We start from the raw sequence: 23,281 nt of genomic DNA on the forward strand, positions 1-23,281 counted from the left end.
AATGTCCGAATTTGAAATTTATTCAGATGAATATTGGATGCAGCTTGCTTTTGAGCAGGCTGCATTGGCTGCCGCTGAACAGGAAATTCCTGTCGGTGCGGTATTGGTGAGTCAAAATCAAATTTTGGGTGTTGGGCATAATGCGCCCATTTCATTGATGGATCCGACAGCACATGCTGAAATTCAAGCGATCCGTCAAGCCTGTCAAAACCTTCAAAATTATCGGCTTCCTGCTGATGCTGTTTTATATGTCACATTAGAACCTTGCACTATGTGTGTGGGTGCTTTAATTCATGCACGTATTGCACGTGTGGTTTTTGCAGCGACTGAGCCTAAGGCGGGTTCGTTGGTCAGTGCTCGAAAGCTATTAGAAACAGGTTACTACAATCATCAATTTGAAGTGCTTGGTGGGTGTCTAGAAGTACAGTGTTCTCAGCAATTGAGTGATTTCTTTAGAATGCGACGCCAGCAAAAGAAAGAACAGAAAATGCAACAAAAACTGGATGGTTCATAAAATTGATCAAATTTCATGTAGAATTTGATGACAATAATAATTGTCAAATTGAGATGAATATATGAATTCGATTCAAGTACAAAAGAAATTTAATGCACCTGTGCAGCAAGTCTTTGATTTATTAGCAAAGCATGCAACCTATAATGTGGCTTTTGCACCCATTCAGGTGGAGAGAGTTGTTGATTCAGCAGATCCGCAGCGTCCAGATGGTTTAGGTTCAGTTAGACGATTAGGCTTAGGACCTGTAAAGCCATTAAAGGAACAAATTACGCTAATGCAGGAAAATCAAAGAATTGAATATAAAATTATTCAAAATCCATTGATTAAACACCATCTTGGCATAATTGAATTTGAGGCATTAAATCCTGAGTCAACATTGGTGACTTATACAATTGAATTGCAGGCGCGTGTTCCTTTTGTCAATAAATTAATCCTTGCACAGCTTAAATCAGCGATTAAACTAGGCTTTTCTAAACTCGCAAAATCTGTATAAGGTAAAAACGGAATAGCAATGACAGTAAATATTATTACCATTGATGGGCCTAGTGGTTCAGGTAAGGGCACTCTAGCTGCAAAGCTGGCAGGACATTACCAGTTCCATTTATTGGACTCAGGTGCTTTATATCGTTTATTGGGTTTGTCGTTGCATAAGCAGAACTTATTAGAAGTACTGGATCAGCAATTAGATCGTTGTGCTGAAATTGCTACAAATTTAGACATAAAATTTGTGACAACTCCAAATGAAACGCAAATTTTTTTAGAGGGTGAGGATGTCACTCAAACCATTCGAACAGAGCGTGTAGGAGAGTTTGCATCTAAAGTTGCAGCAATTCCTGTGCTTAGAACAGCATTGTTTGAGCGCCAACGTGCATTTGCACAGGCACCGGGTCTAGTTGCTGATGGTCGAGATATGGCAACGGCGATCTTTCCAGAAGCGCAAGCGAAGATTTATTTAACTGCTTCAGCACAATCCCGAGCAGAGCGTCGGGTAAAACAGTTGCAGGGTATGGGGCTGGATGTTAAAATAAACGACATTTTAGCTAATATTGAAGCTCGCGACAAACGAGATATGGAGCGCGAAGTCGCTCCGCTCAAACCCGCAGCAGATGCTTTTATTATTGATAGCTCGGAATTAAACATTGATGAAGTGTTTAATTTGATGACTCAATATATCGATAAGCAATTAGCGAAGTAAAGAATTTTATAGCGAAAGCATAGCTTGATCAGTCTATTATGGACTATGTGGACGTATAACTAAACCGGCCTTGTCTGATCCAAGACCGCATACTTTATCGGGTATATCATGACCGAATCTTTTGCAGCCCTCTTTGAAGAAAGCGAATTAAACCTCAACGTTGAAAAGGGTGCTGTCATCCAAGGCGTTGTAGTAAGCATCGACTCTGATTGGGTAACTGTTGACACTGGCCTTAAATCTGAAGGTGTTGTTGACCGTGCTGAATTCTTAAACGAACAACGTGAACTTGAAGTTCAAGTTGGCGATACAGTTGATGTTGTTGTTGAAGCTCTTGACAACGGTATGGGCCAAACTGTTTTATCACGTGAAAAAGCGAAGCGTGCTGAAACTTGGACTAAACTCGAAAAAATCTTTGAAGATGGCGAAATCGTTACTGGTGTTATTTCTGGTAAGGTTAAAGGCGGTTTCACTGTTGACATCGGTCCAGTTCGTGCGTTCTTACCAGGTTCTTTGGTAGATACTCGTCCTATCCGTGACACGACTCACCTTGAAGGTAAAGAGTTAGAATTCAAAGTAATCAAACTTGATGCAAAACGTAACAACGTTGTTGTATCTCGTCGTGCTGTTATGGAAGCTGAATCTTCAGCTGACCGTGAAGCTCTTCTTGCTCAGCTTGAAGAAGGTCAAACAGTTACAGGTACTATTAAGAATCTTACTGACTACGGCGCGTTCGTTGACCTTGGCGGTATCGATGGTCTTCTTCACATCACTGACATGGCTTGGAAGCGTATCAAGCACCCATCAGAAGTTGTTGAAGTTGGTCAAGAAGTTACTGTTAAAGTACTTAAATTTGACAAAGAGCGTAACCGCGTATCTTTAGGTCTTAAGCAATTAGGCGAAGATCCATGGTTAGCGATCATGAGCCGTTACCCTAAAGGTTCTATCGTTAAAGCTCGCGTTACTAACTTAACTGACTACGGTTGCTTTGCTGAAATCGCTGAAGGCGTTGAAGGTTTAGTACACGTTTCAGAAATGGACCACACTAACAAAAACATCCACCCATCTAAAGTTGTTCAGATTGGTGACGAAGTTGACGTTATGGTTCTTGAAGTTGACGAAGAACGTCGTCGTATTTCTCTTGGTATCAAACAAACTCGTGCTAACCCATGGGAAGAGTTTGCTAAGAACCATGACAAAGGCGAGAAAGTTTCTGGTACGATCAAATCTATCACTGACTTCGGTATCTTCATCGGTTTACCAGGTGGTATCGACGGTCTAGTTCACTTGTCTGATATTTCTTGGAACGAACAAGGCGAAGAAGCTATCCGTCGTTACAAGAAAGGTGACACTGTTGAAGCGGTTATCTTGTCTGTAGACGCTGAAGGCAACCGTATCAGCCTTGGCATCAAGCAAATGAACAGCGATCCGTTCAACGATTTCTTAGCTGCTAACGAACGTGGTGCTTTGGTTAAAGGTACTGTAACTGCAGTTGACGCTAAAGGCGCTACTGTTAAGTTGGCTGACGAAGTAGAAGCTCAATTAAAAGCTTCTGAAATCAACCGTGATCGCGTTGAAGATGCAACTAAATTCTTAGAAGTTGGTCAAGAAGTTGAAGCGAAAATCATCAACGTAGATCGTAAATCTCGCTCTATCAACTTGTCTATCAAAGCGAAAGACGAAGCTGAAGAGAAAGAAGCAGTTGCTAACTTGAAGACTGCAGCTACTTCTCAAGACAATGGTCCTAAGACTATTGGTGACTTGATCAAAGCTCAAATGAACCACTAAGTAGGTCGTATAAATTGTATTGTTAATGTAATTTAACTAATACTTTTTACACAAATACTGTAAACGGTAGCGTAGTATTTAATTATTGCGCTACCGTTTTGTATTTAAACAGGTTATTATCAGTTTAGGTACAAGTAGCTTGATAATTAAAGAGGTCGCAGATGACTACTGAAGCACTTAATAAGTCTGACTTAATTGAGCGTATTTCTCTAAAAAACCCGCACTTAGCGGAACCTTTAGTTGAAGAGGCCGTTAAGATTATGATTGATCAAATGATTGCAGCGCTCTCGTCTGATAGTCGTATAGAAATTCGCGGGTTTGGAAGTTTTGCCTTGCATCATCGTGAACCACGCATTGGTCGCAACCCAAAAACAGGAAAATCTGTTGAAGTTGCTGCAAAGGCAGTTCCACATTTCAAACCTGGTAAAGCTTTACGTGATGCAGTGAATGAAGCTATAAATCAATAATAATAAAAGTGGGGTGTATATGCGTTATGTATTGGTCGCCATATTAATCATTCTATTTGGTTACTCGTTGGCTTTGGTTTTGCAGAACGGTACTGAAGTCACGGTCGATTTGTTGTTTACACAAGTCCCTGCAATGCGCTTAGGTTTAGTTTTATTGTTGACTTTGGCATTGGGTGTGGTGGTTGGATTATTACTTGGCGTGCAAGTATTCCGTGTGTTTCAAACAAGTTGGGAGATTAAGCGTTTACGTAAAGATATTGATCACCTGCGCAAAGAACAAATTCAAGCTGCACAATTGGCTGCAGCTGAGGCAGCTGCGAATGTAAGGCATGAAAAAACTGTATTTGATGTAACAAACGATGATAAAAGCCCATTATAATGGGCTTTCTTTTTGTCTGATTAAAGGTAAATTCTCTTGAGTATCATTGTTGCATTAGATGCTAAAAGCCAAATTGATGCGTTGCACATTGCAGAGCAGTTAGATCCTGCATTATGTCGAGTAAAAGTTGGTAAAGAGTTATTTACCCATGAGGGTCCATCTGTTGTTAAAGCTTTGCATGCGGAGGGGTTTGAAGTTTTCTTGGATTTAAAATTTCATGACATTCCAAATACTACAGCCCAAGCAGTTTGCGCAGCCGCTGATTTAGGTGTGTGGATGGTTAACGTGCATGCATCGGGTGGTCGTAAAATGATGGAAACCTGTGTAGAGCGTTTAAAAGCAGGCAATTATGCAACTCAACTGATCGCTGTTACAGTTTTAACCTCAATGGGTCGTGAAGACTTGCGTGATATTGGTTTGGATATCGAGCCATTTGAGCAAGTAAAACGTTTGGCACAATTAACGCAAGAGTCAGGTTTGGATGGTGTAGTGTGTTCTGCACAAGAAGCCAAGATGTTGCGTGAGTTATTAGGGCAAGATTTTGCATTGGTAACCCCTGGCATACGTCCAGAAGGTGCAAATGCAGATGATCAAAAACGTATTGTGACACCAAAACAGGCGATGTTAGATGGCTCTACACACTTGGTTATTGGGCGCCCAATCACGAAATCTGACAATCCACGCCAAACGTTAAAAGATATTTTGGCTACGCTTTAGGATGATGAATAATTGATTGAAAGCCTTTCGAATGAAGGGCTTTTTTATGAATTGAATATTAAGAAGGTGGATAGATGATAAATAAAAAATTATTTGAGCTTGATGGGGCTAGTGATGAAGAGCAGGTTGCTGGGTTGCAGAACACTTTAGGGGAAACGCAGTTAATTGAAGAAAAGAAAGAGGAGTCTTCTGCTGATTGGTCATCTGGAATTGATTTGTTGGATATTGGATCAGTTGTCATTGATGCAGTAGTAGATCTTGTTGGCCATATTGATATAGATTTTTAGTATGTCTGGCTCAATTTCATTTATTTCCCTTGGTGTTAACTTATTAACATCAATACCAAGGGAGGTTGTCTTGTACTTAAAGTGCAGCAAGTACACTTACAGCGATGGGTGCTAGAATAGAGAGAATAAAACCACTCACCATTGCATGTGGAATGAAGTCATTGCCACAAGCCTGTTTAACCATAGGTAATGATACATCCATAGCTGTTGCTGCGGCTGAGGCGATCGCAGAGCGGGGGTAACGCCAGCCAATACAATACATCAGAATAATCGCAATAATCTCGCGGAATAAATCATTAATTAACGCAATGCTACCTAGCGCAGGGCTTTTTAGCTCTGAAACTACAATGCCACTCATGGAATAGAACCCGTACCCTTGCGAGAGCATAATCAGGTCTTTGAGTTGAAGATGTTGAAGGAACATGCTAGCAATTAAAGCACCGATAATCGAACCGATAATACAACCAATCGGGACGAGCAGGATTTTCAAGTTTAACCAAGAGTGATCTAAGGGGCTAAAGGCAAGATCAAGCCCAATTAAGAACATAAAAGCCAGTAACAGATACCATGTGTTAACTTGGATGGGTAAGCCATAGTTTTCGAATAATTTGGCAAGTACGAAACCGACTGCTAAGGCTAAGCATGCATAGGAAATACTGATGAAAGATCTAAGTAAAAGCTCGAGTGAAATTTTACCTGAAGTGGGTTGAATCCCAATAAATTTATACAGTGCGAAACAGCATAAAAATGAACCCATGGTGGTCAGAAAAGCCAGCGTGGTTGCGCTGGTTAAAATCTGAGAAGAGCCATGAATATCTTGTAATGCATGGGTGAACTCCATGCTAATGCCGATCAAAAGTAAGTAGGAAAAATAAGGTAAAACTTTAAAGCAAAATTGAACTAAGCGAATGGGTAGTTTTTTTGCGAATAGATATCCTGCAGCGAGGCAGAGCAGGAGTTGTGAAATCAGGATCAGGGCTTGCATGGTAAGAATATTAATTTGCTGTTGCAGCATCATAACTTAACTGTGTAATCGTTGCAGCGACTTGTGTGTTAGATTGCATTTTTGTTGCGGGAAGATTAACGGGGTTAGATGCATATTTTTATACGATTGTAGTTTGATAGATTCGGCAATTTTCAAATGCACCAAATTGGGTTAAAAAATGGATTCACACCAATATTGTCACAAATATGAAAAGATCTATTCTCAGCCTTATGTATTTAATACAAGCGATGCGTAAAGCTGGGATTGATGTTGATCAGCAGTTACAAGGAATTGGCTTGAGTGTGGATGCGTTGGACCCTGCTGCAATTATTCATCCGCGATTAGAGCGTGATGTTTTAAAAGTATTGTCCGAGCAAGTTTCTGCTGAGCAAGGTTTATATATTGGGCAGCATTATGCTTTAGCGGGATATGGTCCATTGTTGATGTTGCTGGTCACGAGTGACACGATACGAATTGCTTTAGAGCGAGTGATTGCATATCAGCCCTTAACCCATTTGACAGCAAAACTCAGTCTTAAGTTTCAAAATTATCAAGTCGCGTTGTGTTATCACGCAGATGATCTGGTAGATGAATTGAATATGTTTCGTGCACAATCGGAATTGGCAGGGACTTATAAATTTATTCAAGAGCTGTATAAAAAGATGGGGTTGAGTGTGCCTCAGCTTAAGGTAGAGCTACCATTTGATCTACCTGAAGATTCTGGCATTCTGGCAATGTATCAGGCGTACTATGGTTCGGATATTGTGTTTTCACAGCCTTATGCAGCGTTTTGGTTTGATGAGTCTGTGCTGGATATTCATATCCCATCGGCGGATCAAATGACGTTTCGGATTTATGATTATAAGTGTCAGGCTGAAATGAAACGTTTGGCGCAGCAGTCTAGCGTACCCGATTTGGTTGAACGTGTTCATGATTATCTAGATTTACAACAGGGTGCAATACCGACCATGGCAGAAACAGCACAAGCCTTGCATATTCCTGAGCGTACATTGAGGCATCAGTTGCAACAGTTAAATAGCAGTTATAAGCAGATTAGAGAGCAGTTGATTAAAGAAAAGGCGTTGAGGTTGATTGAATATCAGGAGTATACCATTGAAATGATTGCTGAATTATTGGGTTATTCTGAACCAGCAGCATTTAATCATGCTTTTAAACGCTGGTTTGGACGTAGTCCTCGGCAATATTCCAAGTAGTGCGGATACTCATGCCAAAGTTTTATTTATTGTTCCCTAATTTTCGTTATACTTTCGTCAGACCAAAATAGTAATCAAGATATGTCGGATTTAAATCTTCACAGCACTGCCTTTGCACCTTTATCACCAGCTGAACGTTATGCGCAAGCCTTGGCTTCTGGGCAATTTATGCCTGATGAAGCGCAAGCACAAGCTGTGCATGAATTAGATCGGGTCTGGCAGGAACTGATTCAGCGTTATAAGGCGTCGAAAAAAGCCTTTCGTCGTTTTCGTCGTCAGACTTCTCCGCAAGGTGTGTATATGTGGGGTGGTGTTGGTCGCGGTAAAACTTGGTTGATGGACCAGTTTTATGATTCGATTCCATTTCGTCGTAAAACGCGTATGCATTTTCATCACTTTATGCAATATGTGCATCGTGAACTGAATAAATTGTCTGGTCAGCGTAATCCTTTGGATGCGGTTGCGGACCAAATTTATAAAGAGTCAGTGATTATCTGTTTCGATGAGTTCTTTGTGACCAATGTTACCGATGCAATGATTCTGAGTGATTTATTCCAGAAATTGTTTAGTCGTGGTGTAACGCTAGTGGCGACTTCAAACATTGCTCCAGATGGTTTATATAAGAATGGTATTCACCGTGACCGTTTTATCCCGACCATTGAGATGGTGAAGAAAAACTGTGTCATTTTGAATGTGGATGCAGGTGTAGATTACCGGTTGCGTGTATTAAAGCAGGCACAATTGTTTAAACATCCTTTGACGCATGACCATAAAGTTTGGATTGCACAGCGTTTTACTGCATTGACACAAACACAGCATCAGTCACAAGAGCCGATAGTAATCAACAGTCGTCTCGTTGAAACTATTGGTCATACTGAAGATGTATTGTGGTGTGAATTCTCTGAGTTGTGCTTGAAGCCACGAAGTCCTGCGGATTTTATTGAAATCGCAAATATCTATAATACAGTATTGGTGAGTAATGTTCCGCATTTGACTGATTACCTTTCTGAAGGAACACGTCGATTTATCTATTTGGTGGATGAGTTTTATGACCGCGGAGTCAAATTATTGCTGACTTCGGAAGATACGATCATTGATATTTATCAAGGTGAAAAGTTGGCATTTGAAATTGAACGGACGCGTTCACGCTTACTGGAAATGCAATCTGATGATTATTTGCATTCTGAACACCGACTGATTGAGAAATCTGCCAAAGATTTTAACGAATAAGCAAAGAAACGCCATCAAATGGCGTTTTTTTATGGGCGAAAGTATTGTATGTTAAATCAACATTTTTGCTTGTATATGGAAAATGCGTCAGTTCAAACAAGAAATGAAAATAAGTAATTGGGATGAGTTTGATAAATGTTCTGAACTTAAGTCTAATTTCGACATTTTAAAAACTTAATACACTGTAAATAGAGTATTCATGGAAGTAATAATACACACTAATCAGCATTTTATTTGATGATGTCAATATTTATTTTCAAGAAAATGCTTACTATTTAGGAATGTGATATTACTATTCAGCAAAGTATAAATCGGTATACTAGAATCTCTTGTTATAAAAAGTAGCAATATCAGGAAAGACAATGACTGTACGTATTCAAAAAGGTAAGTTAGCGATTGCTAAAGAACTTTACGATTTCATCGAGAATGAAGCTTTACCAGGTTCTGGTTTGGACAGCGAAACATACTGGAAAAACTTTGAGCAAGTTGTTGTCGATCTTAGCCCAAAAAATAAAGCGCTTTTGGCAAAGCGTGACGATCTTCAGGCTAAAATTGATGAATGGCACCGCAACAACACATTTGAATTAGAAGCTTACAAAGCTTTCCTAAAAGAAATTGGCTACTTGGTACCAGAAGTAGAAGATTTCCAGATCAGCACAGAAAATGTTGATGAAGAAATTGCATTATTGGCAGGACCACAATTGGTTGTACCTGTACGTAATGCACGTTATTGCTTAAATGCGGCAAACGCACGTTGGGGTTCACTCTACGATGCACTTTACGGTTTTGATGTGATCTCTGAAGAAGGTGGCGCAGAAAAAGGTAAAGGCTACAACCCAGTACGTGGCGACAAAGTTATTGCATTTGCTAAGAATTTCTTAAATGAAACTTTCCCGCTTGCACAAGGTTCGCATGCTGATGCAACACGTTATGCAGTGGAAAATAACAAATTGGTTGTAACCCTTAAAGATGGTTCTACAACTGGTTTGGCTCATGAAGCACAATTTGTTGGCTTCAATGGTGAAGAAACTAATCCATCAGAAGTTGTTCTCTTGAACAATGGTTTGCATGCCATTATTGAAGTTGATGCAACCAGCCCAGTGGGTAAAACTGATGCTGCTGGTGTTAAAGACTTAGTGCTTGAGGCTGCAATCACAACCATTCAGGATTTAGAAGACTCTGTTGCAGCGGTTGATGCAGAAGAGAAAGTTGAAGGCTACCGTAACTGGTTAGGCTTAATGAAGGGTGATTTGCAAGAGTCTATCGAGAAAAATGGTAAAACCGTTACGCGTACATTGAATAAAGACCGTACCATTAAGAACTTAATTGGTGGTACTACGACATTACATGGTCGTTCACTCATGCTTCTTCGTAACGTTGGTCATTTAATGACGAACCCTGCGGTACTTGTAGATGGTGAAGAAATTTTTGAAGGCATCATGGATGCACTGGTAACACCATTGCTTACAATTGCTGATATTCGTGGTCAAAACGAGAACAAAAACTCTCGTAAAGGCTCGATGTATATCGTTAAGCCGAAGATGCATGGTCCAGAAGAAGTTGCATTTGCTGTTGAACTTTTTGAGCGTGCAGAACAAGCGCTTGGTCTGCCAGCGAAGTCTGTAAAAATTGGTATTATGGACGAAGAGCGTCGCACATCAGTGAACTTGAAAAACTGTATTGCAGCTGCTAAAGACCGTACTATCTTTATTAACACGGGCTTTATGGACCGTACTGGTGATGAAATCCATACTTCTATGGAAGCTGCACCAGTTGTTCGTAAAGAAGCTGTTAAAACACAGAAATGGATTGCAGCATACGAAAACCGTAACGTCGCAATTGGTTTAGAGTGTGGTTTGCAGGGCAAGGCACAAATTGGTAAAGGCATGTGGCCGAAGCCAGACAGCATGAAAGATATGTTGGCGACTAAAGCTGCACATCCAAATGCTGGTGCTTCATGTGCTTGGGTACCATCTCCAACAGGTGCTGCACTTCATGCAATGCATTACCATCAAGTAAATGTGAAAACACGTCAAGATCAGTTGAAAACTGAAGAAATGCTTTCATTGGATGACTTGTTAACGCCTCCTTTTGCACCAAATACTAACTGGTCAGCTGAAGAAATTAACAATGAGCTTGAAAATAACTGTCAAGGGATCCTGGGTTATGTGGTTCGTTGGGTTGATTTAGGTGTTGGTTGTTCTAAAGTTCCAGATATCAACAATGTTGGTTTAATGGAAGACCGTGCAACATTACGTATTTCTTCTCAACACGTGGCGAACTGGTTGCGTCACGGTATCGTATCGCGTGAACAGGTAGAAGAAGTGTTGAAGCGTATGGCGAAGATTGTTGATGGTCAAAATGCTGATGATCCATTGTATACACCAATGGCAACAGACTTTGATAACAATATTGCTTTCCAAGCTGCATCTGACCTTATTTTTAAAGGGGGTGTACAGCCTTCTGGTTATACAGAGCCATTATTGCACGCTGCGCGTTTAAAATTAAAAGGTTATACAGGCGACTAAGTTAGCCGTCTTTGTTAATAAAAAAGCCTCCTTTTGGGGGCTTTTTTATTTGTGAATTTGTATGAGAGTTTTGAGAAAGTTTTTAAAGATAGAAATTAAAAGTTGAAATTTAAATGAAAAAATTGGTGGGTATGGAAATAAAAAAACAGGACTTTTGATATAAAAGACCTGTTTTTAAGAAAACTTAAATTTTATCGATTTAAGTTATTGAAAATATGTTTTAGGCTATCCATCATTTTTTCAATTTGAAGTGGAGTTAAGCCTTCAAAGGATTGCTCCAACACAGCACTGGTTAAGTCATTAATCTTATGCGCCATCTCATGTCCTTTATCTGTAAGTACCACGCGCGTGATACGTGCATCATCTTCACATGAGTAGGTGTTGACTAAGCCTTCATCTTTTAGGCGATAAACAATTTTGGTGGTTGTAGACATTTTGGACACAACCATGTCTGAAAGATCAGAGACGCTAGCATTTGGTTTAGATTTTAATGCAATTAAGATGCGACGACGAGAATTATCCAAGCCATACTTTTTGAGGACCTGATCGACCTTTTGTACATGCTGCGAATAAACCTGTGTTACCCAGAAAAAAGGAAAGTTGTCTAGGCTGAAGTCATCAGTTGTAGGTAAAAATTTCGCATACTTTTTAGTCATATGTGATTCCCGTCATTTATTTTTATATTGCTTAATTTTATGAGAAATATCTCGCAATAGGCAATATAACTGTGATGAAATAGTCAATTAGAAATCAACAAGATGTGTATTTCTATTTAAATATGACTAAATCGTGTTCCTTAAAGTGCTGATTTAAAGATGTTAATTTCAATAAGCACTGCTATGATTTAGGTCATTGTTTTGTGTGGATTGAGCTGAAGTTTAATGGGGTTATATTGCTCGCAGCATCAAATCCTACACGTGAAATTAGTTAGGATAAGCAATTCAATTAATTTAAATATGTTTAAAAAATGATCTGCAAATCCATTTGAGTGTTCATTTTAGTGAAAAAAAATCATTTGAAAACTCTCTTTGTTAACTAAACTTAACTGATGCGACTACCATCAGAAATAAAAATTGACACATTAATCATTTAAATATTTATGTATAACAAAGCTTTATTGTGATGTAGTTCCTATTTAAAATAATCAAAAAAAATTGTGACTGCTCGGTTTTTTAGTTTTGTTACAATCAATTTGGTCAATGTACTTGAATTGTATCCATTGATGATATTTTAATCTCTTCTTAAAATCAAATGTAAATTTATGATTTGTAAAAAAATTAAAAAAAGTAATTACAAAATGGAGAGAGTATGCATAATAAAACAATCTATTGTCGAAAAGAGGTTTTACATGGATCCGTCGCCGTGCAGGTCTAGCTTATTGAAATTACGCCTTGAGTTATTTGAGGTGGGTAAATAATGGAATTCTTATTAGATCCTGGAATTTGGGTAGGATTACTTACCTTAATTGTATTAGAAATTGTTTTAGGTATTGATAACCTAGTATTTATTGCCATTTTGGCAGATAAACTTCCACCAGAACAACGTGATAAAGCACGTGTTATTGGTCTTTCTCTCGCATTAATTATGCGCTTAGGACTATTGTCCGTGATCTCTTGGTTGGTTACTTTGACCAAACCGCTTATCCAAATTGCCGATTTATCCTTTTCGGGGCGTGATTTGATTCTGCTCTTTGGTGGACTGTTCCTTGTGTATAAGGCTGTTACCGAATTGCACGAAAAAATGGAAGGTAAGCCAGAAATTAAATCCACTTCATCTGTTGTATATGCGGGCTTTTGGGCTGTTGTTGCGCAGATTATTGTTCTGGATGCAGTTTTCTCACTAGATTCAGTCATTACCGCAATTGGTATGGTTGATAATATTTATGTGATGATGGCTGCGGTGACCATTGCAGTTATTGTGATGCTATTTGCATCCAAGCCATTAACCAGCTTTGTAAACCGTCATCCAACGGTGGTCATTCTGTGTTTAAGCTTCCTATTATTAATCGGGATTAGCCTGATAGCTGAAGGTTTCGGATTCCATATTCCGAAGGGTTATATCTATTCGGGTATTGGTGTAGCAATTCTGATTGAAGCTTTTAATCAGTACTCAAAACGTAATGTAGCTAAACATGAATCTAAGATTCCTTTGCGCCATCGTACTGCAGACTCTATTTTAAAGCTCATGGGTGGCAAAGTTGAGTCATCGCAATTGGGTGCTCAGCAAATTGAAGCACATGAGGCATTTGCGGCAGAAGAGCGCTACATGATTGGTGGTGTTTTGACTTTGGCAGAGCGTTCAGTTGCATCGATTATGACACCGCGTAATCTAATTTCTTGGATTGATTTAAACGATACGCCTGAAAAAATCCGTGAGCAGGTGCTTGCAGTGCCGCACAGTTTATTTCCAGTTTGCCGTGGCAGCTTGGATAAAGTCATTAGTGTAGTGCGTGCTAAAGAATTATTAGATGTGCTAGATGATGGTGAAGAAGAACTCAAGGCATTAATTAAGCGTCAACGTCCAATTTTCATTTTTGAGAAGATGAAAGTGATTGATGCGATTAATACCTTAAGAACGTCTAAGGGTTCATTGGTTCTTGTAACAGATGAATTTGCCAATGTGAAAGGCTTAATTTCACCACTCGATGTTTTTGAAGCGATTGCGGGTGAATTCCCGGACGCAGATGAACAGTTAGATCTGGTTAAAATTAACGATGAAACTTGGAAAGCTTCTGGAATGCTAGATTTGTATCAGTTGGAACTAGAACTGGGTATGCTGGATTTAGTTGAAGATGATGCAGGTTATATGAGTGTTGCGGGTTTACTTTTAGATAAAACCCAAGGCGATGTTCAAGTCGGAACGAAGTTGGATTATCAAGGTGTTCACTTCGAAGTGACGGAACTGGAAGATAATCGCATTAAATATGTCACGATTATGTATCGCCATTAATTAAGTTTGTTAAAAAAAGCCCGAAAGTTCGGGCTTTTTTATTGAATAAAAAGTCCATCAAGTCAGATTGGAGTGTTGTGCAGCTTGATGGAAAAACTAGTTGCGTAGCTGTTGTTCAATCACATCCCAAAGGTTGCAATGTGATTTTCGGAACATCTGCATGTGTCCAATACTTTTATATTGAAACTGTTGAGGTATTAGCTCAATCATGGATGTTTCAGCATTCGGGTAAAGTTTGAGTAGCGCTTGTACATTGGATTGGGTGGCAATTTCATCATCAGAGGCCCAAATTGCTGTAATTGGGCAAGTGATTTGATCGTGATAGTTCGGTAGTTGTTCCTTTTTAACAGCATGCATGACATAACCTTGTGTCCCACAAAACTCAGCCCATTGTTTGGCAACTTTTTTAGGCAGGTTTTCCCCCATACCAATTATTTTGGTAGCACCAAATCCTTTTAGCTTGCTGGAGATTGGGAAAAGTAAATTGAACATGATTGGGGCGAGTAATTTGGTCTTGCCTTTCAAGCCATGTATATGCCCTGTAGAACCTGATACTGCAATCACTTTGGCAACCTTCGGGTAATTGGGGGAGATGCCAAGTAGCTGACCACCTGCACTATGACCCAGTAAAATGACTTGAGAAGCTTGAGTTTGTTCCAATAGGCAATCTATTGCAGCAGTGATATCGAGTTGTCCCCAATCGACAATACTGGCTTCAGATAGGTGTAATGGACCATGTAACGAGGCACCAATGCCTCTAAAGTCAAAGCTCATGACGCTATAGCCCATGCTACTCAGCCACTCGGCGTAGGAGTGATAGAATTCCTTAACAATACCTGTAGCAGGGCAGATTAAGATGGGTAGGGCTTTGTCGGAATTCACTTGGCTTGGGTAAAGCTTTGCACTTAATTTATAGCCATCCGCACAATGTATGTATAAGGATTTAACTTGAGTGTCCATGAGTAAAGTTTCAAGAGCTGTCTCTCAATACTTTAGCTAAGTTCCAAAAAGAAACTTGTAAAAAGTATGACTTATAAGTCTGATAAGCGTATGAAATTCTTAAATAGGGTTGTTAAATGGTTGTATATTTTTCTGTTGCTGTGAAGCTGGCGATTATTTTTAGTGGGTTATTTTTATGGGTGGGCATGTTCACAGGGGTTTGGAAATACTGGCAGATCAGGAAATCGTCACAAGCACGAGCGCATTATTATGTGGATATTGCGCACCGAAGTAGCTTGTTATATGCACCTGCAAGTTTAATTTTAGCAGTCTTGGCTGCATTTTCAGTCTGGTCAGAGTTGTGGAATTTGGTCTTTGTTTTACTGAATGTATTCTTTTTTAGTGCTTCGATTTTAAGTTATGTTTTGCATGGCTTTTTAAAAGATACGTATAATCAATTTAAACAACCACATCGGCTAGGAAAACGAATTCTGCCAAAAAGTGTGATGACCTTTTGTATGTGCTTATTGGTGTTGAGTGAGTTATTTGCGACAGGAATGTTGATCTTGGGAGCAGGGCTATATCTTTTTTAATAATTATAATTTGGTTTTAAAGATGGATGAATAATCATCCATCTGTTTAATCGGTGGACTTGGATTTCTTTTGAGCACGGAACCTCTGGTCAATGGCGGCCCAACCATAAAAGGCGGCAGAGACAAAAAGCGCGTAGGCAAAATATTCCGCTTTAAGGTGCCCTTGAATTAATCCATGAAATAGCAAAGTAAGCATCAGGGCCACGGTAGTGCTTAAATAGGTGACCATGTTTTTATTTGCCTTCAGAGCGTTAATGAAGACTTGCTTATTGAAATGTAATGATAACATCTCCATCCCTCCTATGAATTTGACTGAAACCTAAGTGTTTTAGTCGGATTGGTTAGTAATGTTGTACTTCGAATTTAGGGGTATTTCAATAGTTAATACCTTTATTTTGTCGAAAAACTATTACTAATATAAAAATTTATATGGGAAATTGTTTATTTTATGAATAGTTCATATTTTATTAGGTAATGCTACCTTGTACATTTGTATGGGGGCAAATGTCATCAATATGAGCTTCATCGCCTGACACTTAGCCTAATTCGATATACGAAAAAACTTAATAGTGCTTAAGTCGAATAAAGCAAGAAACAGACCAGATTGAGGGAATATAAAACGAGACGTATCGCTGGTGTGATACATGCAGGGCATGTTATTGCATTTCTGCGAAAAGTAAACAATAAAGGTAGATTTGGGTAAAACCGACTTTTATTGGTCACATATAAAATCTAATTTGGGTAAAATTGGATTTTAATAACAAATCGAAAGATTATTTTCTAAATTTGTCGCAGATGATTGCAATAACTAAGACCAGCAAAGATGGGATTAGCCATGCAAGATTTTGTTCATTCAGAGGTAAATGTTGAACAAATTCAGGTAAAAAAGCATTCAGTTCTGCTGCTTTAAGACCTTCTAATATACCAAAGAGAAAAGATACTGCTGTGACTGGTGCAATAACTGCTGGTGGATTTTTACAGAATTTTGCAAAGAAGCTCAGCATAATCACAACAATTGCAGGCGGATAGATCGCACACAATACAGGTACTGAAACTGCAATCAGTTTAGTTAAACCTAAGTTGGAGATGAGTAGAGAAAATCCAATTAAAACAAAGACTAAAATTTTATATGGGATTTTAGTTAATTCTGAGAAGTATTCTGCACAAGCGCAAGTCAGACCAATTGCAGTGACCATACAGGCAAGGAAAATCATACCAGTTAGGAAGATTGAACCTAGGTCGCCGAATGCATGTTGTACGTAAGCATGTAAAATGATTGCGCCATTGGCTGCATTTGGAGCAACTTCGTGGCTTCCAAGACCGAGTTTAAATAGGCTGAGATAAACCAGCGTTAAACCTACACCTGAAATTAAGCCAGCAATTACAGCATACTTGGTAACTAACTTCTTATCCGTTACACCACGTGAATGGATCGCATGAATAATCACAATACCAAAAACCAGTGCGCCTAGCGTATCCATGGTGAGATAGCCATTCACAAAACCTTCAGAGACAGGGCTGGCGACATAATTATTAATTGCAGGCGGGATGTAACCTGCTGGGATTAAAAATGCAGCAATACCGAGCACAGCAAGAGAAATGATCTTAATTGGTGCAAGGAAATGTCCAACCGTATCCAAGAGTTTGTTTGGATAGAGTGAAACAAGTGTCACAATAGCAAAATAAATAACGCTATAAATAAATAAGCTATTTGCTGAAGTGCCAAAATAAGATGAAAAACCAATCTCATAAGAAACTGTTGCTGTACGTGGCGTAGCAAAGAGCGGTCCTACAGCCAAATAACAGACAACGGTCAAGATTAAACTTGCTACTTTACCAAGTGGGGAACTCAATAGTTGAATTGAGCCTTCTACACGTGAAAGGGCAATAATCGTGATTACAGGTAAACCCACGGCAGTGACAAGGAAGCCTGCAGCTGCAAGCCAAACGTGTTCACCTGCTTGTTGGGCAACAATAGGTGGAAAGATAATATTGCCTGCTCCAATGAACAGAGCAAAGGTCATAAAACCCAAGGCAATAATATCTCGAGTACGAAGATTCGTCATATCAGGAGATGCATTGACTAAAAACAGGCGATTCTAGTAGAAAAATAAGGACTTGGGAAAATTTTTTATATGTAATATGAATTTTTTTTATACAGTCTTTTCTGTGATTTATTCAATGGTCGAATTATATTGCTGAAAATGGATGAAAAAATGCTAAACAATATGTTTAGAAATTTGTTAAAAAAATCATCGTGTATGGGGTTAATCTTGCTGTTGTTTTGCATTTTGGGGTTGGCTGCGAACTCTAGTGATTAGGCAGAGTGAGTGTGTTAAGCAACATTTTTAAATGAAAAGGATTATAATGCCTGCATCATTTAAGAGGGTGAGGATATGCTGGCTTCTTCAGTAGTGATTAAAACTGAGCAAGATATTGAAAAACTGCGTGTGTCTGGACGTCTGGCTGCACAAGTTTTGGCAATGATTGGCGAGCATGTTAAACCTGGTGTAAGTACAGAATATCTTGATGATATTTGCCATGATTATATTGTGAATACCTTAAACGTGACTCCTGCAAATATTGGTTATTATGGCTATACCAAAACCACCTGTATTTCTCCGAATGAAGTGGTTTGTCACGGAATTCCATCTGCAACCCGTATTTTAGAAGATGGAGACATTATTAATATTGATGTTGCGATCATTAAAGATGGGTATTTTGGTGATACCAGCCGAATGTACTATGTGGGAAGTGTGAAACCGGAAGCCAAAAAACTGGTGGATACAACCTATGAAGCCATGCTAGCAGGAATTCAAGCTGTTAAACCTGATGCAACTTTGGGTGATATTGGTTTTGCGATACAGTCTGTGGCGCAACGTGAGGGCTTTAGTATTGTCAAGGACTACTGTGGGCATGGGATTGGTAAGGTTTATCATGAACAACCAAGTGTTTTGCATTATGGTCAGCCAGGGCAAGGTTTAAAACTCAAGAAAGGCATGGTGTTCACCATTGAGCCGATGGTGAATATAGGTCGCGGAACGGTGAAAGAGTTAAAAGACGGTTGGACTGTAGTGACCGTGGATAAGTCGCTTTCTGCGCAATGGGAGCATATGGTTGCAGTTACGGATACAGGATTTGAATTGTTGACCCCGTGGCCAGAAGGAACAGGTGATTATCCTGAAATCAAGTGACAACTGAATGAAGGTTGAATTTAGACTTAAGTCTTAACTTCTGTCTTATTGCGGGGATTAATAGCTAATTTCTATAATATTTAGGGTTGAAGTTACTATTCTCTAGCTTGAGTGAATATTAGTCAGTTGAACTAATCGTTTTTTTATATTTGATGAAATTTTGTGCGATCTATATAATGCACTCCAAGATTCTAGCTGTAGTTTCTTATTTTAAGTTTCAAGCTTATCCTTCTCGGATAAGCTTTTTTTTTGAATATATTTTACTTATGACTCAGGTGTTCTATCAAATAGTCGATAAATACCCGTACTGCAGGAAGTTGCCCTCGACGTGATGGATAGACAGCATGGAATATACCGTGCGGTGCTTTCCAGTCGGGCAAGACACGAACTAATTCACCTGTTTTAATATAGTCTTGCGCAATAGAATCAGGTAATAGGGCAATACCGCAATTCTGTCTCGCCAGTTGCGCCAACATCATTAAATCAGAACCCATGACCACAGGATTTACTTTAATTTTCTTTTGATGATTTTGATTGTCGTGCACAATAATTTGCTGATCAAGGTGTTCATCAACCATACTGAGTATATGGTGCTGTGCTAAGTCTTCAGGTTGTTTCAACTCGCCAAATTCATTTAGATAGGCTTGGCTGGCGAATAGATGCTGCTCAATGAGTCCAAATTTTCTTAAGATTAAGCTTGGATCATCATCTAGATTGGACCGAACGCGCAAGGCTAAATCTATGCCTTCATTGATGACATCCACACGACGATTGCTAACCAAGAGCTGTACTTTAATTTCTGGATATTTTTTTAAGAAGCTAGGCAGAATTTTTGTCATTTCATTTTGTGCAATAGAAACGGGCAAGCTGACTTTAATGACGCCTCGTGGTTCAACACTTAAATGATCGACTAAATCATGAGCAGCCTGTGCGGCATTCATCATGACTTGAGCATGGCGATAAACATTCATGCCAACTTCAGTGACTGCAAAATGTCGTGAGCTGCGTTGAATGAGTCGCACGCCAAGACGTTCTTCTAAATTATAAACGCGACGGCTCAGTTTGGATTTGGGGATGTCGGTCGCCCGTTCTGCAGCGCTAAAGCCACCATGTTCTACGACTAAAGCAAAGCAATAAAAATCATCTAAGTCAGAGAGCATCTATAATTCCATTTATGCAACGATTTTTAAAATTTAGTGCTAATGTTGCATATTGTCAATTTTAAAAACGTATGTATTTCATGTAATTTCTTGATGCTATCCTTTAGACTACAATTAAGAGATTACAGTTGAAAAAAGATGTACCAACAAATCATTGAAATTGATTCAGCCGAAAGCAATATCTGTTGTCCAATTTGCCAGCACGCCGTTGTGGATTGGTCGGAAGAACAATATATTCAGCCTTGTGAGCATACTTTATTTATTGCAATGGATTTGGGCTTTGAGTTTGTATCAGACCGCTTTGAACAGAAAATGTGGCGTTCAGTCGATGAAATTCATGATGATGAATCTGCCAGTGTCTATGATGAAATTCAGAAGGTTGATTTTGATCAAGCTATTTTGGTTCGTTCAGAATTAGGTGTGGAAAATATGTATCGCTATACAGGTTTTGCTGTCTAGTCATACAAAACAGCTCCATAAAAGGAGCTGTTTTTGCATTAAGGCTTAGCCTTCGATTTCTTCTTCAATATCGTCGTCGGCTGTATCCATGCCAAGTTCTTTGAGTTTGCGAGTTAGCGTGTTACGCCCCCAACCTAACAGTTCCGCAGCATGACGTTTACGACCACGAGTCTGTTGGAGTGCGGCATTAATCAGTGTACGTTCAAACATTGGTGTCGCAATATCAAGAATTTTCATTTCGCCATTTTTGAGCTTTTGAATTGCCCATTGACCCAGTAACTCGTCCCAATGATGTAGAGAGATACGATCAAAACTTGAAGTTGCGCTTTGTTCGGATGATTTCTCAATCGGAATTTGTTTGAGTTCGGATGGAAGATCTTCTGGATATACTTCACGACCAGTAATCATGACAGTAAGCCAGCGGCACGTATTTTCCAGTTGACGCACGTTGCCGGGCCAAGGAAGTTGTTGCATGTATTCTTGTGTTTCATGGCGCAAGATTTTTGGGCTTACACCAAGCTCCTTACCTGCACGCGCTAAGAAATGCTGAGCGAGCATTGGAATATCTTCGCTTCGATGCGCAAGTTTTGGAATGTGAATACGAATGACGTTAAGACGGTGATACAAGTCTTCACGGAAACGTCCTTCATTGACCAGTTTCTCAAGATCCTGATGGGTTGCTGCCACAATACGTACATCAACCTTAACTGGAATGTGACCACCAACGCGATAGAACTCGCCATCTGCCAAGACGCGTAATAACCGTGTTTGCGTTTCAAACGGCATATCCCCAATTTCATCGAGGAATAGCGTACCGCCGTTGGCTTGTTCAAAACGACCTTGGCGCTGCGTATTTGCACCCGTAAATGCACCTTTTTCATGACCAAATAATTCGGTTTCGATCAAATCTTTAGGAATGGCTGCCATGTTCAAGGCAATAAACGGCTTGCTGCTACGTGGTGAATGGCGATGCAGAGCATGTGCAACCAATTCTTTACCAGTGCCAGATTCACCATTAATCAGCACAGTAATGTGAGATTGAGAGAGACGACCGATCGCACGGAAGACTTCCTGCATGGCAGGAGATTCCCCAATAATTTCTGTAGATTGAATTGGTGAGGCAGTTTTTGCAGACTCTTGTTGTTGTAGCTTGGTAATGTGCAATATTGCACGATTTACCAGTGCTAAGGCTTCATCAATATCGAATGGCTTTGGTAGATATTCAAAAGCACCAGTTTGGTAGCTTGACACTGCTGATTCTAAATCAGAGTGCGCTGTCATAATAATGACAGGAAGATCTGGGTAATTGCTTTTGACTTTGGCTAAAAAAGTGAGACCATCAATACCCGGCATGCGGATGTCAGTCAGAATGACATCAGGCGCATCAGCCGCAAGCTGATCTAAAGCAGATTGTGCTTCTTCAAAGCTGGTGACATCAAAACCTTCTTCTTTAAACGTTTTTTCAAGCACCCATCGCATGGCGCGATCGTCATCAATTACCCATATTTTATTTCGCGACATGGTTAGACTCCCAAGGTAAATATAAGCTAAATACTGTTTTTCCCGGAATGGATTGGCATTCAATCATTCCGTTGTGTTGATGCATAATGTTTTGTGCAATACTCAGACCGAGTCCTGTGCCTTTGGCACGGCCAGTCACAAGTGGATAGAACACGGATTCCAAGATTTCCTCAGGAACCCCAGGTCCGTTATCCTCAATGTCAACGCGAACCGCGGAGCGGTTTAACACACCATTAATAGTGACCAAGCGTTGAATGCGTGTTCTTAAAACCAGTTCAGGTTGATGTTCTGTAAAGAAATCTTTGTTTTCCATCATGGCTTGAACGGCATTAACACTGATGTTGAGCATTACCTGAATCAGTTGATCTCGATCGGCTTTGACTTCTGGTAAAGATAAGTCGTAATCGCGTGTGATCTTGATTTTTTTCTTGGTTTGATTGGCAATCAGTGAGCGCACACGTTCTAGAGGTTCGTGCACATTGACTGGTTCATAGCTTGGTAATTGACGTGAGCCGAGCATGGTGTCGGCAAGATTACGTAGGCGATCAACTTCACTGATAATAATGTCGGTGAATTCTGAATATTCTGGGTTGTTTAAACTGCGAGCTAACAGTTGCGTTGCACCTCGAATTCCCCCTAAAGGGTTTTTAATTTCATGGGCAACTCCGCGAATTAGTTGTCGTGCGACTTGATGTTGCTGAATCAGGTTTTCTTCTTTGGATATTTTTAGCATCCGATCAATTGGATTTAGCTCAATTAACAGTAAAGGGTGATAAGGTTTGCCAGCATTGAGTTGAGATACGGTGTAGTCAACATGAATGTCTTTAAAGTTGACATTAATTGTAGCTTCACGACGAGTATAAGGCTGACCAGTAGCTAAAGTATTAAATAATGCTTCTTCTGTATTAAATTCATCATTTGGCATATGCAGCAAATTTAAGGCAGGCTGTCCATTTGCTCGTAATAAACTCATATCAAACAATGACTCGCATGATGAGTTTAAATAAAAAATATTAAGTTTACTGTCGACAAGCATAATGGCGGTAGTTAGATTATCCACCAAAACACGATAGTCGATAGCATGTGGCTGATCCATTAGCGAAGGTATCCTGTATTAAAATGGCGCAATGGCATCTTCAAAAAACAATTAATAGTCCAATCTTGG

The 23,281-nt window shown here is 39.6% G+C and carries 23 protein-coding genes; 15 read left to right on the forward strand and 8 right to left on the reverse strand.

Annotated features, from left to right (window positions below):
- The first annotated feature begins 1 nt into the window (after window position 1).
- From tadA to MKI85_RS03590, 8 genes are all read left to right on the forward strand, one after another.
- The gene (gene tadA / locus MKI85_RS03555; protein ID WP_241625048.1) at window positions 2-514 is read left to right on the forward strand and encodes a tRNA adenosine(34) deaminase TadA; all 513 of its coding nucleotides are present in this window, start codon (window positions 2-4) and stop codon (window positions 512-514) included.
- A 61-nt stretch (window positions 515-575) separates the two neighbouring features.
- The gene (locus MKI85_RS03560) at window positions 576-1,007 is read left to right on the forward strand and encodes an SRPBCC family protein (protein ID WP_241625050.1); all 432 of its coding nucleotides are present in this window, start codon (window positions 576-578) and stop codon (window positions 1,005-1,007) included.
- Between the two features lie 18 nt (window positions 1,008-1,025).
- Window positions 1,026-1,709 (forward strand): (d)CMP kinase, encoded by a 684-nt coding sequence (gene cmk / locus MKI85_RS03565; protein WP_241625051.1) that lies wholly within the window; start codon window positions 1,026-1,028, stop codon window positions 1,707-1,709.
- 108 nt (window positions 1,710-1,817) lie between these two features.
- Window positions 1,818-3,494 carry a 30S ribosomal protein S1 gene (gene rpsA / locus MKI85_RS03570; protein WP_241625052.1) on the forward strand — a complete coding sequence of 559 codons (1,677 nt, stop codon included), beginning with the start codon at window positions 1,818-1,820 and terminating at the stop codon, window positions 3,492-3,494.
- 161 nt (window positions 3,495-3,655) lie between these two features.
- Window positions 3,656-3,961, forward strand: coding sequence for an integration host factor subunit beta (locus MKI85_RS03575; RefSeq protein ID WP_100242426.1), 306 nt, complete (start codon window positions 3,656-3,658; stop codon window positions 3,959-3,961).
- 19 nt (window positions 3,962-3,980) lie between these two features.
- The gene (locus tag MKI85_RS03580) at window positions 3,981-4,340 is read left to right on the forward strand and encodes a lipopolysaccharide assembly protein LapA domain-containing protein (RefSeq protein ID WP_241625054.1); all 360 of its coding nucleotides are present in this window, start codon (window positions 3,981-3,983) and stop codon (window positions 4,338-4,340) included.
- A 36-nt stretch (window positions 4,341-4,376) separates the two neighbouring features.
- Window positions 4,377-5,057 (forward strand): orotidine-5'-phosphate decarboxylase, encoded by a 681-nt coding sequence (pyrF, locus tag MKI85_RS03585; RefSeq protein ID WP_241625055.1) that lies wholly within the window; start codon window positions 4,377-4,379, stop codon window positions 5,055-5,057.
- Window positions 5,058-5,131: 74 nt separating this feature from the next.
- Complete coding sequence (locus MKI85_RS03590) at window positions 5,132-5,344, forward strand: hypothetical protein (RefSeq protein ID WP_241625057.1); 213 nt, start codon at window positions 5,132-5,134, stop codon at window positions 5,342-5,344.
- A gap of 76 nt (window positions 5,345-5,420) precedes the next feature.
- On the opposite strand, the gene MKI85_RS03595 is transcribed toward MKI85_RS03590, so the two are convergent.
- Window positions 5,421-6,329 carry a lysine exporter LysO family protein gene (locus tag MKI85_RS03595; protein WP_241625325.1) on the reverse strand — a complete coding sequence of 303 codons (909 nt, stop codon included), beginning with the start codon at window positions 6,327-6,329 and terminating at the stop codon, window positions 5,421-5,423.
- Between the two features lie 206 nt (window positions 6,330-6,535).
- Here MKI85_RS03595 and MKI85_RS03600 point away from each other — a divergent pair, with 206 nt between their 5' ends.
- The 3 genes from MKI85_RS03600 (at window position 6,536) to MKI85_RS03610 (ending at window position 11,301) form a co-directional block, all read left to right on the forward strand.
- Complete coding sequence (locus MKI85_RS03600) at window positions 6,536-7,543, forward strand: AraC family transcriptional regulator (protein ID WP_241625059.1); 1,008 nt, start codon at window positions 6,536-6,538, stop codon at window positions 7,541-7,543.
- Window positions 7,544-7,624: 81 nt separating this feature from the next.
- The gene (gene zapE / locus MKI85_RS03605; protein ID WP_142768914.1) at window positions 7,625-8,773 is read left to right on the forward strand and encodes a cell division protein ZapE; all 1,149 of its coding nucleotides are present in this window, start codon (window positions 7,625-7,627) and stop codon (window positions 8,771-8,773) included.
- Between the two features lie 362 nt (window positions 8,774-9,135).
- The gene (locus MKI85_RS03610; RefSeq protein ID WP_241625061.1) at window positions 9,136-11,301 is read left to right on the forward strand and encodes a malate synthase G; all 2,166 of its coding nucleotides are present in this window, start codon (window positions 9,136-9,138) and stop codon (window positions 11,299-11,301) included.
- Window positions 11,302-11,492: 191 nt separating this feature from the next.
- Here MKI85_RS03610 and MKI85_RS03615 read toward each other — a convergent pair whose 3' ends face one another.
- A complete protein-coding gene (locus tag MKI85_RS03615; protein WP_241625064.1) occupies window positions 11,493-11,957 on the reverse strand; it encodes a MarR family winged helix-turn-helix transcriptional regulator in 465 nt (154 codons plus the stop codon).
- Between the two features lie 760 nt (window positions 11,958-12,717).
- Between MKI85_RS03615 and MKI85_RS03620 the strand changes: the two genes are divergently transcribed.
- Window positions 12,718-14,250 (forward strand): TerC family protein, encoded by a 1,533-nt coding sequence (locus MKI85_RS03620; protein WP_241625066.1) that lies wholly within the window; start codon window positions 12,718-12,720, stop codon window positions 14,248-14,250.
- Window positions 14,251-14,346: 96 nt separating this feature from the next.
- Here the strand turns inward: MKI85_RS03620 and MKI85_RS03625 are convergent, their stop codons facing one another.
- Window positions 14,347-15,210, reverse strand: coding sequence for an alpha/beta hydrolase family protein (locus tag MKI85_RS03625; RefSeq protein WP_241625068.1), 864 nt, complete (start codon window positions 15,208-15,210; stop codon window positions 14,347-14,349).
- 116 nt (window positions 15,211-15,326) lie between these two features.
- Here MKI85_RS03625 and MKI85_RS03630 point away from each other — a divergent pair, with 116 nt between their 5' ends.
- A complete protein-coding gene (locus tag MKI85_RS03630) occupies window positions 15,327-15,782 on the forward strand; it encodes a hypothetical protein (protein WP_241625070.1) in 456 nt (151 codons plus the stop codon).
- A 46-nt stretch (window positions 15,783-15,828) separates the two neighbouring features.
- Here the strand turns inward: MKI85_RS03630 and MKI85_RS03635 are convergent, their stop codons facing one another.
- Both MKI85_RS03635 and brnQ read right to left on the reverse strand, forming a co-directional pair.
- Window positions 15,829-16,071 (reverse strand): hypothetical protein, encoded by a 243-nt coding sequence (locus tag MKI85_RS03635; RefSeq protein ID WP_241625072.1) that lies wholly within the window; start codon window positions 16,069-16,071, stop codon window positions 15,829-15,831.
- Between the two features lie 484 nt (window positions 16,072-16,555).
- Window positions 16,556-17,848, reverse strand: coding sequence for a branched-chain amino acid transport system II carrier protein (gene brnQ / locus MKI85_RS03640; protein WP_241625073.1), 1,293 nt, complete (start codon window positions 17,846-17,848; stop codon window positions 16,556-16,558).
- 330 nt (window positions 17,849-18,178) lie between these two features.
- Here brnQ and map point away from each other — a divergent pair, with 330 nt between their 5' ends.
- Window positions 18,179-18,976, forward strand: a complete 798-nt coding sequence (gene map, locus MKI85_RS03645; protein ID WP_241625075.1) for a type I methionyl aminopeptidase — start codon at window positions 18,179-18,181, stop codon at window positions 18,974-18,976.
- 260 nt (window positions 18,977-19,236) lie between these two features.
- Here map and MKI85_RS03650 read toward each other — a convergent pair whose 3' ends face one another.
- Window positions 19,237-20,136 (reverse strand): LysR family transcriptional regulator, encoded by a 900-nt coding sequence (locus MKI85_RS03650; protein ID WP_241625077.1) that lies wholly within the window; start codon window positions 20,134-20,136, stop codon window positions 19,237-19,239.
- 138 nt (window positions 20,137-20,274) lie between these two features.
- On the opposite strand from MKI85_RS03650, the gene MKI85_RS03655 reads away from it, so the two are divergent.
- Entirely contained in the window at window positions 20,275-20,595 is a 321-nt protein-coding gene (locus MKI85_RS03655; RefSeq protein ID WP_241625079.1) for a hypothetical protein, read from the forward strand.
- 45 nt (window positions 20,596-20,640) lie between these two features.
- On the opposite strand, the gene glnG is transcribed toward MKI85_RS03655, so the two are convergent.
- Together glnG and glnL are read right to left on the reverse strand one after the other, a co-directional pair.
- Window positions 20,641-22,116, reverse strand: a complete 1,476-nt coding sequence (gene glnG / locus MKI85_RS03660; protein WP_241625081.1) for a nitrogen regulation protein NR(I) — start codon at window positions 22,114-22,116, stop codon at window positions 20,641-20,643.
- Window positions 22,103-23,212, reverse strand: coding sequence for a nitrogen regulation protein NR(II) (glnL, locus tag MKI85_RS03665; RefSeq protein ID WP_241625084.1), 1,110 nt, complete (start codon window positions 23,210-23,212; stop codon window positions 22,103-22,105). Before glnL ends, glnG begins: the two co-directional genes overlap by 14 nt.
- Window positions 23,213-23,281: the final 69 nt, after the last annotated feature.

Source organism: Acinetobacter zhairuonensis, from assembly GCF_022601715.1.
GTDB lineage: Bacteria > Pseudomonadota > Gammaproteobacteria > Pseudomonadales > Moraxellaceae > Acinetobacter.

Excerpts from the sequence above, each read along its gene's own strand:
- MKI85_RS03630 (WP_241625070.1), top strand. The coding sequence starts at position 15,327 with ATGGTTGTATATTTTTCTGTTGCTGTGAAGCTGGCGATTATTTTTAGT.
- map (WP_241625075.1), top strand. The coding sequence starts at position 18,179 with ATGCTGGCTTCTTCAGTAGTGATTAAAACTGAGCAAGATATTGAAAAA.
- MKI85_RS03615 (WP_241625064.1), bottom strand. The coding sequence starts at position 11,957 with ATGACTAAAAAGTATGCGAAATTTTTACCTACAACTGATGACTTCAGC.
- brnQ (WP_241625073.1), bottom strand. The coding sequence starts at position 17,848 with ATGACGAATCTTCGTACTCGAGATATTATTGCCTTGGGTTTTATGACC.
- MKI85_RS03650 (WP_241625077.1), bottom strand. The coding sequence starts at position 20,136 with ATGCTCTCTGACTTAGATGATTTTTATTGCTTTGCTTTAGTCGTAGAA.
- MKI85_RS03560 (WP_241625050.1), top strand. The coding sequence starts at position 576 with ATGAATTCGATTCAAGTACAAAAGAAATTTAATGCACCTGTGCAGCAA.
- zapE (WP_142768914.1), top strand. The coding sequence starts at position 7,625 with ATGTCGGATTTAAATCTTCACAGCACTGCCTTTGCACCTTTATCACCA.
- MKI85_RS03620 (WP_241625066.1), top strand. The coding sequence starts at position 12,718 with ATGGAATTCTTATTAGATCCTGGAATTTGGGTAGGATTACTTACCTTA.
- MKI85_RS03575 (WP_100242426.1), top strand. The coding sequence starts at position 3,656 with ATGACTACTGAAGCACTTAATAAGTCTGACTTAATTGAGCGTATTTCT.
- MKI85_RS03590 (WP_241625057.1), top strand. The coding sequence starts at position 5,132 with ATGATAAATAAAAAATTATTTGAGCTTGATGGGGCTAGTGATGAAGAG.
- MKI85_RS03610 (WP_241625061.1), top strand. The coding sequence starts at position 9,136 with ATGACTGTACGTATTCAAAAAGGTAAGTTAGCGATTGCTAAAGAACTT.
- MKI85_RS03595 (WP_241625325.1), bottom strand. The coding sequence starts at position 6,329 with ATGCAAGCCCTGATCCTGATTTCACAACTCCTGCTCTGCCTCGCTGCA.
- cmk (WP_241625051.1), top strand. The coding sequence starts at position 1,026 with ATGACAGTAAATATTATTACCATTGATGGGCCTAGTGGTTCAGGTAAG.
- tadA (WP_241625048.1), top strand. The coding sequence starts at position 2 with ATGTCCGAATTTGAAATTTATTCAGATGAATATTGGATGCAGCTTGCT.
- MKI85_RS03655 (WP_241625079.1), top strand. The coding sequence starts at position 20,275 with ATGTACCAACAAATCATTGAAATTGATTCAGCCGAAAGCAATATCTGT.
- glnL (WP_241625084.1), bottom strand. The coding sequence starts at position 23,212 with ATGGATCAGCCACATGCTATCGACTATCGTGTTTTGGTGGATAATCTA.
- glnG (WP_241625081.1), bottom strand. The coding sequence starts at position 22,116 with ATGTCGCGAAATAAAATATGGGTAATTGATGACGATCGCGCCATGCGA.
- rpsA (WP_241625052.1), top strand. The coding sequence starts at position 1,818 with ATGACCGAATCTTTTGCAGCCCTCTTTGAAGAAAGCGAATTAAACCTC.
- MKI85_RS03635 (WP_241625072.1), bottom strand. The coding sequence starts at position 16,071 with ATGTTATCATTACATTTCAATAAGCAAGTCTTCATTAACGCTCTGAAG.
- MKI85_RS03580 (WP_241625054.1), top strand. The coding sequence starts at position 3,981 with ATGCGTTATGTATTGGTCGCCATATTAATCATTCTATTTGGTTACTCG.
- MKI85_RS03600 (WP_241625059.1), top strand. The coding sequence starts at position 6,536 with ATGAAAAGATCTATTCTCAGCCTTATGTATTTAATACAAGCGATGCGT.
- MKI85_RS03625 (WP_241625068.1), bottom strand. The coding sequence starts at position 15,210 with ATGGACACTCAAGTTAAATCCTTATACATACATTGTGCGGATGGCTAT.